Here is a 13,222-nt window from a genome sequence, read left to right as displayed (position 1 = left end):
TCGCGCGGAACGTTACCGTATCGCGATCAGATGACCACTTCGACGCCTTCGCCGGGGGCTTTACCTGACACCCGTTCGGATTCAAGTGCCTGCTGAAGGATGATCACAGCGGCTGCCTGGTCGATGACCGAGCGGCCCTTCTTCGACTTCACCCCCGAGGCGCGCAGCCCCTGACTGGCCGTCACCGTGGTCATCCGCTCGTCGACCAGCCGGACCGGTATCGGCACGATCCCCTTGGCCAGCTCCTGGGTGAAGGCCCGAACCTTGACCGCGGCCGGTCCCTCGCCCCCTTTGAGGGAGCGGGGCAGACCGACGACGACCTCGATCGGCTCGTACTCCTCGACGAGTTCCCGCAGCCGGCCATGGGCTGCCGGGACGTCCCGTCCGGGGACCGTCTCGACCGGAGTGGCGAGGATCCCGTCGGGGTCGCACGAGGCGACCCCGATGCGGGCGTCCCCGACGTCGATCGCGAGGCGACGTCCTCTTCTCATCGTCCGGACCGCTTCTACTTGGCCGTCTCGGCGACGAGTCGCTCGACGGCGTCGACCGCGTCGCCGATCGCGGCCGGGTTCTGGCCGCCGCCCTGGGCGACGTCCGGCTTGCCGCCGCCCCCGCCGCCGAGGGTCTTGGCGGCCGCGCGGACCAGTTCGCCGGCCTTGAGACCGCGGTCACGGGCGCCGTCGTTGGTGGCGATGACCGTGAGCGGCTTGCCGTTGTTGACCGTGAAGAGCGCGACCACGGCGGCCCGGCCGCCCTGGATGCGACCGCGCACGTCGAGGACCAGCCGACGCAGGTCGTCCGGGGTCGTGCCGTCCGGGACCTGACCGGTCACGACCGCGACACCCTGCACGTCCTTGGCCGACTCGACGAGACCGGCGGCGGCCTGCAGCACCTTCTCGGCGCGGAACTTCTCGATCTCCTTCTCGGCGTCCTTCAACTTGCCGAGCATCGCGGAGACCTTCTCGGGCAACTCCTCCGGGCGGCCCTTGATGAGCTCCTGGAGCTGGGCGACGACGGTGTGCTCCCGGGCGAGGAAGTTGTAGGCGTCGACACCGACGAGCGCTTCGATACGTCGGACACCGGAGCCGATCGACGACTCGCCGAGCAGCTTCACCAGGCCCAGCTGGGCGGTGTTGTGCACGTGCGTGCCGCCGCACAGTTCCTTGGAGAAGTCGCCGATGGTCACCACGCGGACCCGCTCGCCGTACTTCTCGCCGAACTCGGCGATGGCGCCTTCCTTCTTGGCCTGGTCGATGCCCATGACCTCGGCGTGCACATCCAGGTCGCGGGCGAGCACCTCGTTGATCTTCTGCTCGACGTCGGTCATCACGGCCGCCGGAACGGCGGACGGCGAACCGAAGTCGAAGCGGAAGCGACCGGGCTGGTTCTCGGAGCCGGCCTGCGCGGCCGTCGGGCCGAGGGCGTCGCGCAGTGCCTGGTGGGTGAGGTGCGTGGCCGAGTGGGCACGGGCGATGGCCGTGCGGCGGCGGCGGTCGATCGAGGCGAGTGCCTTGGCACCGACGGTGACTTCGCCGACCTGGACGACGCCCTTGTGGACGTAGACGCCCGGGACCGGCTTCTGGGTGTCGCGGATCTCGATGACGGCACCGGTGTCGACCTTGATGCGGCCGGTGTCGCCGATCTGGCCGCCGCCCTCGGCGTAGAAGGGGGTGCGGTCGAGGACGATCTCGACCTCGTCGCCCTCGGTGGCGGCCGGCGAGGAGACGCCGTCGACGAGGATGCCGACGACGGTGGTCTCGCCCTCGGTGTCGGAGTAGCCGAAGAAGTCGGTGGCACCGGCGGCGTCCGCGATCGCGCGGTAGGCGCCGACCCCGGCGTGGCCGGTCTTCTTGGCCTGGGCGTCGGCCTTGGCGCGCTCCCGCTGCTCCTTCATCAGGCGGCGGAAGCCGTCCTCGTCCACCGAAAGGCCCTGTTCGGCGGCCATTTCGAGGGTGAGGTCGATCGGGAAGCCCCAGGTGTCGTGGAGCAGGAACGCCTTGTCGCCGGCGAGCACCGTGCCGCCGCCGGCCTTGGTGTCGCCGACGGCGGTGTCGAGAATGTTGGTGCCGGCCTTCAGCGTCTTGAGGAAGGCGTTCTCCTCGGCGACGGCGACCTTCTCGATGCGCTCGCGGTCGGTGACCAGCTCCGGGTACTGCTGGCCCATCATCCGGATCACGGTGTCGATCAGGTCGAGGACGACCGGGCCGGTGGCACCGAGGAGGCGCATGTTGCGGATGGCGCGGCGCATGATGCGGCGCAGCACATAGCCGCGGCCCTCGTTGCCGGGGGTCACGCCGTCGCCGATGAGCATCACGGACGTCCGCATGTGGTCGGTGACCACGCGCAGGGAGACGTCGGAGTCGTGCGCGGCGCCGTACTCGACGCCGGTCAGCTCGGTGGCCTTCTTGATGACCGCCATGGAGGTGTCGATCTCGTACATGTTCTGCACGCCCTGCAGAATCATGGCGAGGCGTTCCAGGCCGAGGCCCGTGTCGATGTTCTTGCTGGGGAGTTCGCCGAGGATCTCGAAGTTGTCCTTGCCGATGCCCTCGCCGCGCTCGTACTGCATGAAGACGAGGTTCCAGATCTCCACGTACCGCTCGTCGTTGACGGCGGGGCCGCCCTCGGCGCCGAACTCGGGGCCGCGGTCGTAGTTGATCTCGGAACACGGGCCGCAGGGTCCGGGGACGCCCATGGACCAGTAGTTGTCCTTCATGCCCAGGCGCTGGATGCGCTCCTTGGGCACGCCGATGACGTCGTGCCAGATGCGCTCGGCCTCGTCGTCGTCCTTGTAGACGGTGATCCAGAGCTTCTCCGGCTCCAGGCCGTAACCACCCTTGTCCTGGGGGCTGGTGAGCAGCTCCCAGGCGTACTTGATGGCGCCTTCCTTGAAGTAGTCGCCGAAGGAGAAGTTGCCGCACATCTGGAAGAAGGTGCCGTGCCGGGTGGTCTTGCCGACCTCTTCGATGTCGGGCGTGCGCACGCACTTCTGCACGCTGGTGGCGCGCGCCCACGGCGGCTTGACCTCACCGAGGAAGTACGGCTTGAAGGGGACCATGCCGGCGGGGACCAGGAGCAGAGTCGGGTCGTCCGCGATGAGCGACGCCGAAGGGACGACGGTGTGACCGCGCTCCTCGTAGAAGCTCAGCCAGCGGCGGCGGATCTCTGCCGACTCCATCAGTGGTCCTCATTCCGGTTGTACGGGTTCTTCGTCGACGGGTTGTTCGTCGGCGAGGACGTCGGGGCTTCGATGTACTTGGTGACGCTGCGGTTCTCGATGGCCGCGTAGCGCCGGGGCGCGGGGAGTTCGGGGGACGCGTTGATGCCCAGCGCCTCGCCCAGCTCTTCCTCCCGCCGGGCCATGTTGTCGCGGACGTCGAGCGCGAAGCCGACCGCCCGGTCCTTGAGCCGGTGACCCGCGTCGAGCGCCTTGTTGGCCGCCGCGGCGGCCAGGTTCTCGGGGGTCAGCTGCTTCAGCTTGCGGTTGACCTTGGTGGTGGCCCAGACACCGGCGGCGACGCCGGTCGAAAACCAGAAGGTACGGCGGAACATCGCTAGGTCTCAGTCCCTCTTTCCGCGGAGGTTTCGCTTGCCCCGCCGCGTGCCCGGGACGGTACGGCCCACGATCACGGTACGCCGGGACTCCTTGGCGGGCGCGGGCACGTCGTCCCGGCGGGCGCCGAGGGCGCGGCGGACGCCGTAGCCGAAGGCCGCGACCTTGACCAGCGGGCCGCCGAAGGTGGAGGCGACGGTGGTCGACAGCGCCGACGCGTTCGACGTGACCTCCTGGACGTCGGTGGCGATCGCGTCGACCCGGTCGATCTGGGTCTGCGCGGAGCGCACCGCCGCGGAGGCGTCGGCCAGCAGCGGGACCGCCTGATCGGTCACGTCCGCGACCAGCTTGGTCGTCGCCCTGAGCGTCTGGGCCAGCCTCACCAGTGCGACGGCGAGGAAGGAGACCAGGATCGCCCAGAAGACGGCCACCAGGATCCCGGCCACCTCTCCACCGGACACCGCGTGCACCCGCTCCCTGAAACGTGCCTGAACATCGAGAAAGTCGTGACCGAGCCTATCGCGCCGGGGATGCCGCTCTGTACCGGATTCCGGGCCGCAAGGGCAAGAGTTGCGGGAAGCGATTGTACGGAGTGAATACGGTTCAGTACGCTCCGTGTCTCATGCGAGGTTCTCCGTCAGGCGGCACCCCTGTGAACGGCAATCTGCCCCTGGAACTCGACGCCTTCGTCGGCCGCACGGCCGAACTGGCCGCACTGGCACGGGCTCTCGACGCCACGCGGCTGGTCACCGTGACCGGAGCCGGCGGGGTCGGCAAGTCGCGGCTCGCGGTGCGGGCGGCCTCGCGCCGCGCGCCACGGGACGGGGTGTGGCGGGTCGATCTGGCGCAGGTGCACGATCCGGAATTCGTCGACTACGCCCTCGTCGACGCCCTCGGTCTCACCGACCACACGACCCGGCCGCCGCGCGAGACGCTGCTCGCGCATCTCGCGGAGCGTCAACTCCTGCTGGTCCTGGACGGGTTCGAGCATCTGGTGGACGTCTGCGCCGGCCTGGTGAGCGAACTGCTGCGCGAGGTGCCCGGTCTCCGGGTGCTCGCCGTGGGACGCAGGCCCCTGGCCGTCACGGGCGAGCGGGTCTTCCCGCTGGCGCCGCTGGAGGAGCGCGAGGCGGTGGAGCTGTTCGTGCGCCGGGCGGCGCAGCAGGGCTTGGAGCAGGCGGACGGACCGGAGGTACGGGAACTGTGCCGGCGCCTGGACGGCATCCCGCTGGCGATCGAGCTGGCCGCCGGGCGACTGCGGGCGCTGCCTCCCGAGGAGTTGCTGGCGCGGCTCGACGACCGGTTCCGGCTGCTGACCGGCGGGGGCCGGGACGCGCTGCCGCGGCACCAGACGCTGCGTACGGCGATCGGCTGGAGCCATGAACTGTGCACGCCCGAGCAGCGGTTGCTGTGGGCGCGGCTCGCGGTGTTCGCGGGGCAGTTCGACCTGGAGGCCGTCGAGTACGTGTGCAGCGGGCACGGCCTGGTCGCCGACGGCGTCCTCGACGTGCTCTCGGAGCTGCTCGCGCAGTCGGTGGTGGTCCGCGAGGAGACGCCCTCGGGTCTGCGCTACCGCATGCTGGACACGGTCCGGGCCTACGGCGCGGACTGGCTGGAGGCGACAGGGGACGCGGCCCGACTGCGGCGCCGGCACCGCGACTGGTACCTGGGCCTGGCCACCTGGTGCGAGCTGGACTGGTTCTCACCGCGCCAGGCGGAGGTGGCCGTGCGCGTGGAGGCGGAGCTGCCGAATCTGCGCAGCGCCCTCGAACACTGCCTGACCGAGCCGGAGGAGGCCCATCTGGGCCAGTACCTCGCGGCCTCGCTCTGGTTCTACTGGGCCGGCTGCGGCCGCCTCTCGGAGGGCCGGCACTGGCTGGACCAGGTCGTGCGACTGGACTCCGGCCACGAGGACTCCCGGCTGAAGGCGCTGTGGGTGCTCGGCTACGTGGCCGTCCTCCAAGGCGACACGGTGCCCGCGCTGGCGGCGCTCCAGGAGTGCCGGGAGGAGGCGGAACTCTCCGCCAGTCCTACGGCGGTGGCGTACGCGGAGCACCGCACGGGCTGTCTGGCCCTGGTCACGGACGACATGCCGCGCGCGGAGACGCTGCTGCGCTCGGCGCTCGACCGCTACCAGGAGATCGGCGAGCTGAACAGCAACGTCCTGATGGGCCAGGTCGAGCTGGCGATGTCCCTGGCGTTCCAGGGCGATCTGGCGGGCGCGGTGGGCATGTGCGAGGACGTGCGCCAGGTCTGCGAGGACCACGGCGAGCGGTGGAGCCGCGCCTACGCGCTGTACGTCCTGGCGTACGCGGCCTGGGCCGACGGCGATCCGGTGCGGGCCCGCGCCCTGCTCACCGACTGCCTGGGCAGTGCCCACGCCTTCCACGATCTGCTCGGCTCGGTGCTCGCCGTGGAGCTGCTGGCCCTGGTCACCGCGGTGGAGGGCGACGCGGCCGAGGCCGCGGTACTGCAAGGAGCGGCGGGGCGGATGTGGCGCTCGGTGGGCCTGCCGCTGTTCGGCTCGGCGTACTACAACGCCCCGCACGAACTGTGCGAGGCGAAGGCCCGGGAGGGACTGGGCGACGCGCGGTACGAGGAGTGCGTACGGGAAGGGGCGCGGCTGGTGCGGGAGGCGGCGGTGTCCCGGGCGCTGGAGCGGCCGCTGGACGGGCTGCCCGCGCCACGGGGGCCGGTGCTGCGGGCCACGGCGGGGGTGCAGACGCACGAACCCGCCGCCTCCCGCGCCCACAAGGGCGGGGAAACGGCGGGCTGAGGTGGTGCTACCGCCTGCCGGTGATCAGCGGGCGTAGTACTCGACGACGAGCTGCTCGTCGCAGATCACCGGGATCTCCTTGCGGTTCGGCTCGCGGTCCAGGCGGAACGCCAGGGCGCCGAGGTTCACCTGGAGGTAGCGCGGGGTCTCGCCGTCGGGGGCGAAGCCACCGGCGCGGGAGACCTCGAACAGGGTCTTGCTGCGGCTGCGCTCGCGGACCATCACGACGTCGTCGGGACGGACACGGAACGACGGCTTGTCGACCTTCTGGCCGTTGACCTCGATGTGGCCGTGCACGACCATCTGACGGGCCTGGTAGATGGTGCGGGCGATGCCCGAACGCAGGACCAGGGCGTCGAGACGGCGCTCGAGCTCGATGATCAGCGCCTCACCGGTCTTGCCCTGCACCTTGGAGGCACGCTCGTAGGCGCGGACCAGCTGGCGCTCGGAGAGGTCGTACTGCGCGCGCAGACGCTGCTTCTCCAGCAGACGGACCTTGTAGTCCGAGTTCTGCTTGCGGCCACGGCCGTGCTCGCCCGGCGGGTAGGGGCGGGCCTCGAAGTACTTGACGGCCTTCGGGGTCAGCGCGATGCCGAGGGCACGCGACTTCTTGACCTTGGGACGGGGCTGATTCGCCACTGTCTGTCTCTTTCCGTTTCTTTCGGCTTGTCAGCGTTGGGGGAGGTCGCATCCGCAGCCGGGGAAACCCGCCTCGTCCTGACGGACTCGGTGGGCAGCCGCTCCCCTGATCTGGGCACTCTGTGCAGCACGCGAGTGGCCCACCGACCGGTCCCGTCGTACGACGAGTGGTGGTGGGCTGCCCGCGACACCGTTCAACGGTGCGCGACGCTCCTGGAGCCGATCCACGAGGGACCGGGTCTCCGGCCGGTTGTCCCGCTCTGACTGCGCGGGACTCGGCACTTCGAGGGATTCTACAGGGTACTCAGGACCGCTTTCGACCGAGGTGCTTGCGGGTCCACTCCACCGCGTCCGCGTACCGCGCCTCCGCGCCGTGCCGGGTCGGGGTGTAGTACTCGCGGTCCTTCAGCTCCTCCGGCGCATACTGCTGCTCGGCGATGCCTTCGGGCAGGTCGTGCGGGTAGACGTACCCCTGCGCGTGCCCCAGCTTGGCCGCGCCCTTGTAGTGCCCGTCCCGCAGATGCATCGGCACCGGTCCCGCATGCCCCTTGCGTACGTCCTCCAGGGCGGCGCCGATCGCCGTGGTCGCCGCGTTGGACTTGGGGGCCAGGGCGAGGGCGATGGTGGCGTGACTGAGGGTCAGCGCGGCCTCCGGGAAGCCGATCATCGCCACGGCCTGGGCGGCGGCCACCGCCGTCGGCAGGGCGTTCGCGTCGGCCAGGCCGATGTCCTCGCTCGCGGAGATCATCAGGCGGCGGGCGATGAAGCGGGGGTCCTCGCCGGCCTCGATCATGCGGGCCAGGTAGTGCAGGGCCGCGTCGACGTCCGAGCCGCGGATGGACTTGATCAGGGCGCTGGCGACGTCGTAGTGCTGGTCGCCGTCGCGGTCGTACTTCACCGCGGCCCGGTCGACGACCTCCTCCAGCGTCTGCAGGGCGACCTCCGCCTCGCCCTTGTCGAGGGCGGCCCCGGCAGCCGCCTCCAGGGCGGTCAGGGCGCGGCGCGCGTCGCCGCCGGCGATGCGCAGGAGGTGTTCCTCGGTGTCCTCGGGGAGGGTGACGGAGCTCTTGAGGCCGCGCTCGTCGGTGAGGGCGCGGCGGAGCAGGGCGCGCAGGTCGTCGTCCGTGAGGGGTTCGAGGGTCAGCAGCAGGGAGCGGGAGAGCAGGGGGGAGATGATCGAGAAGTACGGGTTCTCCGTGGTCGCCGCGATCAGGGTCACCCAGCGGTTCTCGACGGCGGGGAGCAGGGAGTCCTGCTGGGCCTTGCTGAAGCGGTGGATCTCGTCCAGGAAGAGGACGGTCTCCTTGCCGTAGCCGCCGGTGGCGCGGCGGGCGCCCTCGATGACCGCGCGGACCTCCTTGACGCCCGCGGTGATCGCCGACAGCTCGACGAAGCGCTTGTTGGTGGCCTTGGAGACGACGTACGCCAGGGTCGTCTTGCCCGTGCCCGGCGGTCCCCACAGGATCACGGACGACGGTCCGGCCGGGCCACCGGCGCCCTCGCCGACCAGTCGGCGCAGGGGCGAGCCCGGCTTCAGCAGGTGCTGCTGGCCCACCACCTCGTCGAGGGTGCGCGGGCGCATCCGGACCGCCAGGGGGCTGCCGGTCGGGTCCTTCTCCTGGCGATCTTCTGCTGCTGCGGTGAACAGGTCGGGCTCCACGCTGAAACCCTAGTTCACCGCACTGACAGTCGGGTCCCGGCCGTCAGCTGGTCCAGAAGTCCCACCAGCGGGTCAGGATCAGCATGCCGATGATGCCGATGTGCAGGACGGGCATCACCCAGGTGAACTCGCCGAAGAACGCCTTCAGCCAGCGCGGGGCGGGCAGGAAGTCCTTGCGGATGTTGAACGAGGTCACGTACCAGAACATGATGATCGTGGCGACCCAGGCCAGCGAGCACCACAGGCACAGCGCGTTGATCCGGTACAGGGACTGGAACTGCAGCCAGGTGCAGAAGCCCACGCCGAAGAGGGTGCCGAAGTTGAAGGTGAGCCAGTACCAGCGCGGGTAGCGGGCCCGGGCGAGCAGGCTCATGCCGACGCCGATGACGATGCCGTAGCAGACCAGGCCGAGCATCGGGTTCGGGAAGCCGAAGGCCTCCGCCTGCTTGCTCTCCATGACGCTGCCGCAGGAGACGACCGGGTTGAGGCTGCAGCCGGGGGTGAAGGACGTGCCCGCCACCTTGGCTTCGAGCAGCTTGAACTTGTCGATCGTGATGACCCACGCGGCGAGCAGACCGGCCGCGCCGGTGATGATCAGCAGCAGGGCGAGGGCTCGACTGCCGCCCTCCGTGCGCGACCCCGCCGAGACGCTTTCCTCGGAAGGCTCAGGCTCGGTGGAGACGTCTTTGACTGTCGTCTTGCTCATCACGCCGATTCCATCTGCTTGAGAGTTGGACCTTCTTCAGGCAGGTGCCATTGTGCCGTACCGAAGCCTCTGTCCACCGTTCGGTGGACATAAGGAGGTACGCACGGTCGTGCCTGAGCGTTCGATTCCGGACGACGCTGTACGGCATGACAGCACACGCGAACGAACTCGCCGTGGACGTTCGAGGCCTGCGCAAGCGGTACGGGGACGTGACCGCGGTGGACGGCATCGACCTGGGCATCCGGCGCGGCGAGGTGTTCGGCCTGCTGGGACCCAATGGCGCCGGCAAGAGCACCACCGTGGAGATCCTCCAGGGCAACCGCGCGCGGGACGGCGGCGAGGTGTCCGTGCTGGGCTCGGACCCGGCGCGCGGCACACGCGCGTGGCGATCTCGTGTCGGAATCGTCTGGCAGGACGACTCCGCGCCCGCCGAGTTGACGGTCCGCGAGACCGTACGGCACTTCGCCCGCTACTACCCGAGACCGCGCGACCCCGACGAGGTCATCGGACTGGTCGGTCTCGACGCCAAGGCGGACGCCCGGATCAAGGCCCTGTCCGGCGGACAGCGCCGCCGCCTCGACGTGGCCCTGGGGGTGATCGGCGATCCCGAGCTGCTGCTCCTGGACGAGCCGACCACCGGATTCGACCCGGCGGCCCGGCGTCGGTTCTGGGACCTGATCCGCAAGCTGTCCGGCGAGGGCACCACCATCCTGCTGACCACGCACTACCTGGAGGAGGCGGAGGCACTCGCCGACCGGCTCGCGGTGGTCGCCGAGGGCCGGGTCGTCGCCGAGGGCGAGCCGGCCGGCCTGCGGGAGCACTACGGCACCGGCGCCACCGTCGGCTGGACCGAACCGGACGGCACCGCGCGCAGCGAGCGCACGGACACCCCCACCAGGACGGTCGCCGCGCTCATGCACCGCTTCGACGGCGAGATCCCGGGCCTCACGGTGGGCCGCCCCACGCTGGAGGACGTCTACCTCCGGCTGACCGGACAGGAGGACGCGCGATGACGACGACCGCCGTACGGACCAAGGCCGAGGCGCCCGCCGGGCGGCTGCCCGGGACCTGGGGGCTGGGGCTGCGGCGGGGCGGGCTGGAGATCAAGCAGTTCTTCCGGCAGCGCGACCAGGTGGTGTTCACGTTCGCGTTCCCGGTGGTGTTCCTGTTCCTGTTCGCGTCGATCTTCCACGACGACGTGCGCGGATCGGGCGTCACCGCCTCGCAGTTGTACGTCCCCGCGATGATGGCCTCCGGCATCATGTCGACGAGTTTCCAGTCGCTGGGCATCTCGATCGCCGTCGAGCGGGACGAGAAGGTGCTGCGCCGGCTGCGGGGCACGCCGATGCCACCGGCCGCGTACTTCCTGGGCAAGATCTGGCTGGTTCTGTTCACGGGCGTCCTGGAGACGGCCATCCTGCTGCTCGTCGGCACCACCCTGTACGACGTCGACCTGCCGTCGGACGCGACCAGGTGGCTCGACTTCGGCTGGATCTTCGTGCTCGGGCTGACCGGGTGCGCGCTGCTGGGCATCGCGATCAGCTCGGTGCCCAAGTCGGCCAAGAGCGCCAGCTCCGTGGTCGTACTCCCCTTCCTGGTCCTGCAGTTCATCTCCGGGGTGTACATCTCCATCGACACCATCCCGGACTGGATGCTGAACATCGGCGCCCTGTTCCCGCTGAAGTGGCTGTGCCAGGGACTGCGGGGTGTCTTCCTGCCCGATTCGGCGCGGGTCCTGGAACAGGCGGGGAGCTGGGAGTTCGGACGGATCGCGCTGGTGCTTGCGGCGTGGTGCGTCGGAGGATTGGTCCTGTGTCTGCTGACCTTCCGCTGGAAGACCCGGCGCGACGGATGACCGGCCCGGGCGTGGCCCGCGACGAGCACGCCTGGGACCGGACGATCCGGCTCTGGGACGCGTACTTCGCGGTCGCCTGGGCGGCCACCCTCGCCTTCGTGCTCGCCGCGGCGCATCCGGACGTGCCCGTCCGCGCGGTCGCGGCGGCGCTGCTCGTGCCGCTGGTGCCCTGGTACGCCCTGGTGGGGCGCCGGTTGCTCCAGGAGGACCCGCCGGACCAGCGGCAGGCGCTGCGCTATCTCGCCGGGGCGATCGCGCTGTTCCTGCCGTCGGCCGTGCTGGTCGGGGAGACCCGGCTGATGGCGTTCGCGCTCGTCCCGCAGTGCTTCATGACCCTGCGGATGCGCTGGACGCTGGTGGCCGTGACGGTGATCAACCTGGCGCCGGTGGTGGGCTGGGCGCTGCTGTGGCGGCCCAGTGGCGAGGACCTGTTCGCCAACTCCCTGTTCGCCGTGGTCACCTTCGTCTTCTCGGTGGTGGTCGGCAGCTGGATCGTCCGGATCATCGAACAGAGCTGGGAGCGGGCCGAGTTGATAGCCGAGTTGGACGCGAGTCGCCACGAGGTCTCCCGTCTGTCCGCGTCACACGGCGCGCTGGCCGAGCGCGAGCGCATGGCCCGCGAGATCCACGACACGCTCGCGCAGGGCTTCACCAGCCTGCTGATGCTGATCCAGGCCGTGGAGGCGGAACTCGACCACGACCTCCCGCAGGCCCGCCGCCACCTCGCGCTGATGGACGGCACAGCCCGACAGAACCTCGCCGAGGCCCGCGCCCTGGTCACCGGCGGCGCACCGGCCGACCTCGACGGCGCCTCTCTCCCCGACGCACTGCGCCGCCTCGCCGCCCGGCACGAAGCGACCCTGGACGGGACAGGCCCTGTCCGCCCCCTGCCCGCCGCCCCCGAAGTGGTGGCCCTGCGCTCCTGCCAGGAGGCGCTGGCCAACGCCCGTAAGCACGCGGGGAGTTCGGCGGTGGTGGGGGTAGCGCTGACGTACGCCGACGATACGGTCACCGTGTGCGTCCGGGACGACGGCTGCGGCTTCGACCCGGGTATCCCGTGCCCCGGCTACGGCCTCGCCGGGCTGCGCGCCCGGGCGACCGAGGTCGGCGGGACGGCCCGGATCCGCAGTGCCCCGGGCGACGGCACGACGGTGACCGTGGTCCTGCCCGTCATCGCATCGAGGAGCGCTCCGTGATCCGGATCATCCTGGCCGACGACCACCCCGTCGTACGGGAGGGCCTGCGCGCGATGCTCAGCGCCGAGCCGGACCTCGAGGTCGTCGCCGACGCGGCGAGCGGTCTGCAGGCGGAGGCGCTGGCGGCCGAACTCCGGCCCGACATCGTGCTGATGGACCTGCGGATGCCCGGGGGCGGGGGCGTGGACTCGATCGTGCGCATGAGTGAGACGGGGTTGGCGTGCCGGGTGATCGTGCTGACGACGTACGAGACGGACCGCGACATCTTGCGGGCCGTGGAGGCCGGAGCGGCGGGCTATCTACTGAAGGACATGCCGCGGGCTCAACTGGCGGAGGCGGTTCGCGCTGCCGCGCGCGGGGAGACGGTGTTGGCGCCGTCGGTGGCCGCGCGGTTGGTGGACCGGCTGCGGGCGAAGCCGGAGCGGCCGCGGTTGTCCGAGCGGGAGACCGCGGTGCTGCGGTTGGTGGCGGAGGGGTGCACGAACGCGGAGATCGGGCGTCGGCTGTTCATCGGTGAGTCGACGGTGAAGACCCATCTGCTGCGGGTCTTCGGGAAGTTGGGGGTGGATGACCGGACGGCGGCGGTGACTTGTGCGATGCGGCACGGATTGCTGGACTGAGGTTTCTCGCCCCCGCCGCCCCTACCCGTCCCATCCTTCTGGGGCTCCGCCGCAGACCCCGCTCCTCAAACGCCGGAGGGGCTGGGTTTTCGCCGGCCAGCGCTTGATCTTTCAGCCCGTCCGGCGTTTGAGGACGAGGCCGTTCAGGCCGAAAGCGGGGGTCTGGGGGCGGCAGCCCCCAGTGATGGGACGGGTAGGGGCGGCGGGGGCGAAAAAC

The 13,222-nt window shown here is 70.5% G+C and carries 12 protein-coding genes; 5 read left to right on the top strand and 7 right to left on the bottom strand.

From position 1 onward, the window contains the following. Nucleotides 1-26: 26 nt before the first annotated feature. The 4 genes from ruvX to M2283_RS22175 are packed head-to-tail and all read right to left on the bottom strand — an operon-like array spanning nucleotide 27 to nucleotide 4,023. Entirely contained in the window at nucleotides 27-491 is a 465-nt protein-coding gene (ruvX, locus tag M2283_RS22190; protein ID WP_280878063.1) for a Holliday junction resolvase RuvX, read from the bottom strand. Nucleotides 492-505: 14 nt separating this feature from the next. After that, the gene (gene alaS / locus M2283_RS22185; protein ID WP_280878062.1) at nucleotides 506-3,178 is read right to left on the bottom strand and encodes an alanine--tRNA ligase; all 2,673 of its coding nucleotides are present in this window, start codon (nucleotides 3,176-3,178) and stop codon (nucleotides 506-508) included. After that, nucleotides 3,178-3,552, bottom strand: a complete 375-nt coding sequence (locus tag M2283_RS22180) for a hypothetical protein (RefSeq protein WP_280878061.1) — start codon at nucleotides 3,550-3,552, stop codon at nucleotides 3,178-3,180. Before M2283_RS22180 ends, alaS begins: the two co-directional genes overlap by 1 nt. Nucleotides 3,553-3,561: 9 nt before the next feature. Then, complete coding sequence (locus tag M2283_RS22175) at nucleotides 3,562-4,023, bottom strand: DUF948 domain-containing protein (RefSeq protein ID WP_280878060.1); 462 nt, start codon at nucleotides 4,021-4,023, stop codon at nucleotides 3,562-3,564. Between the two features lie 152 nt (nucleotides 4,024-4,175). Between M2283_RS22175 and M2283_RS22170 the strand changes: the two genes are divergently transcribed. Beyond that, nucleotides 4,176-6,329 (top strand): ATP-binding protein, encoded by a 2,154-nt coding sequence (locus M2283_RS22170; protein ID WP_280878059.1) that lies wholly within the window; start codon nucleotides 4,176-4,178, stop codon nucleotides 6,327-6,329. 24 nt (nucleotides 6,330-6,353) lie between these two features. Here M2283_RS22170 and rpsD read toward each other — a convergent pair whose 3' ends face one another. From rpsD to M2283_RS22155, 3 genes are all read right to left on the bottom strand, one after another. Next, the gene (gene rpsD / locus M2283_RS22165) at nucleotides 6,354-6,968 is read right to left on the bottom strand and encodes a 30S ribosomal protein S4 (protein WP_280878058.1); all 615 of its coding nucleotides are present in this window, start codon (nucleotides 6,966-6,968) and stop codon (nucleotides 6,354-6,356) included. Nucleotides 6,969-7,272: 304 nt separating this feature from the next. Continuing rightward, nucleotides 7,273-8,628: a replication-associated recombination protein A gene (locus tag M2283_RS22160; RefSeq protein ID WP_280878057.1), complete on the bottom strand. Its 1,356-nt coding sequence runs from the start codon at nucleotides 8,626-8,628 to the stop codon at nucleotides 7,273-7,275. Nucleotides 8,629-8,671: 43 nt separating this feature from the next. Beyond that, nucleotides 8,672-9,334 (bottom strand): vitamin K epoxide reductase family protein, encoded by a 663-nt coding sequence (locus tag M2283_RS22155; RefSeq protein WP_280878056.1) that lies wholly within the window; start codon nucleotides 9,332-9,334, stop codon nucleotides 8,672-8,674. A gap of 146 nt (nucleotides 9,335-9,480) precedes the next feature. On the opposite strand from M2283_RS22155, the gene M2283_RS22150 reads away from it, so the two are divergent. The 4 genes from M2283_RS22150 to M2283_RS22135 are packed head-to-tail and all read left to right on the top strand — an operon-like array spanning nucleotide 9,481 to nucleotide 13,005. Beyond that, nucleotides 9,481-10,347 (top strand): ABC transporter ATP-binding protein, encoded by an 867-nt coding sequence (locus M2283_RS22150; protein WP_280878055.1) that lies wholly within the window; start codon nucleotides 9,481-9,483, stop codon nucleotides 10,345-10,347. Continuing rightward, a complete protein-coding gene (locus tag M2283_RS22145; protein WP_280878054.1) occupies nucleotides 10,344-11,189 on the top strand; it encodes an ABC transporter permease in 846 nt (281 codons plus the stop codon). Before M2283_RS22150 ends, M2283_RS22145 begins: the two co-directional genes overlap by 4 nt. Further along, the gene (locus M2283_RS22140; protein ID WP_280878204.1) at nucleotides 11,186-12,385 is read left to right on the top strand and encodes a sensor histidine kinase; all 1,200 of its coding nucleotides are present in this window, start codon (nucleotides 11,186-11,188) and stop codon (nucleotides 12,383-12,385) included. Before M2283_RS22145 ends, M2283_RS22140 begins: the two co-directional genes overlap by 4 nt. Continuing rightward, nucleotides 12,382-13,005, top strand: coding sequence for a response regulator transcription factor (locus M2283_RS22135; RefSeq protein WP_280878053.1), 624 nt, complete (start codon nucleotides 12,382-12,384; stop codon nucleotides 13,003-13,005). The genes M2283_RS22140 and M2283_RS22135 overlap by 4 nt, the downstream gene beginning before the upstream one ends. Nucleotides 13,006-13,222 lie beyond the last annotated feature (217 nt).

Source organism: Streptomyces pseudovenezuelae, assembly GCF_029892565.1.
Taxonomy (GTDB): domain Bacteria; phylum Actinomycetota; class Actinomycetes; order Streptomycetales; family Streptomycetaceae; genus Streptomyces; species Streptomyces pseudovenezuelae_A.
The sequence above is the reverse complement of the archived record's forward strand: the minus strand, read 5'-3'. Positions and strand labels throughout refer to the sequence as shown.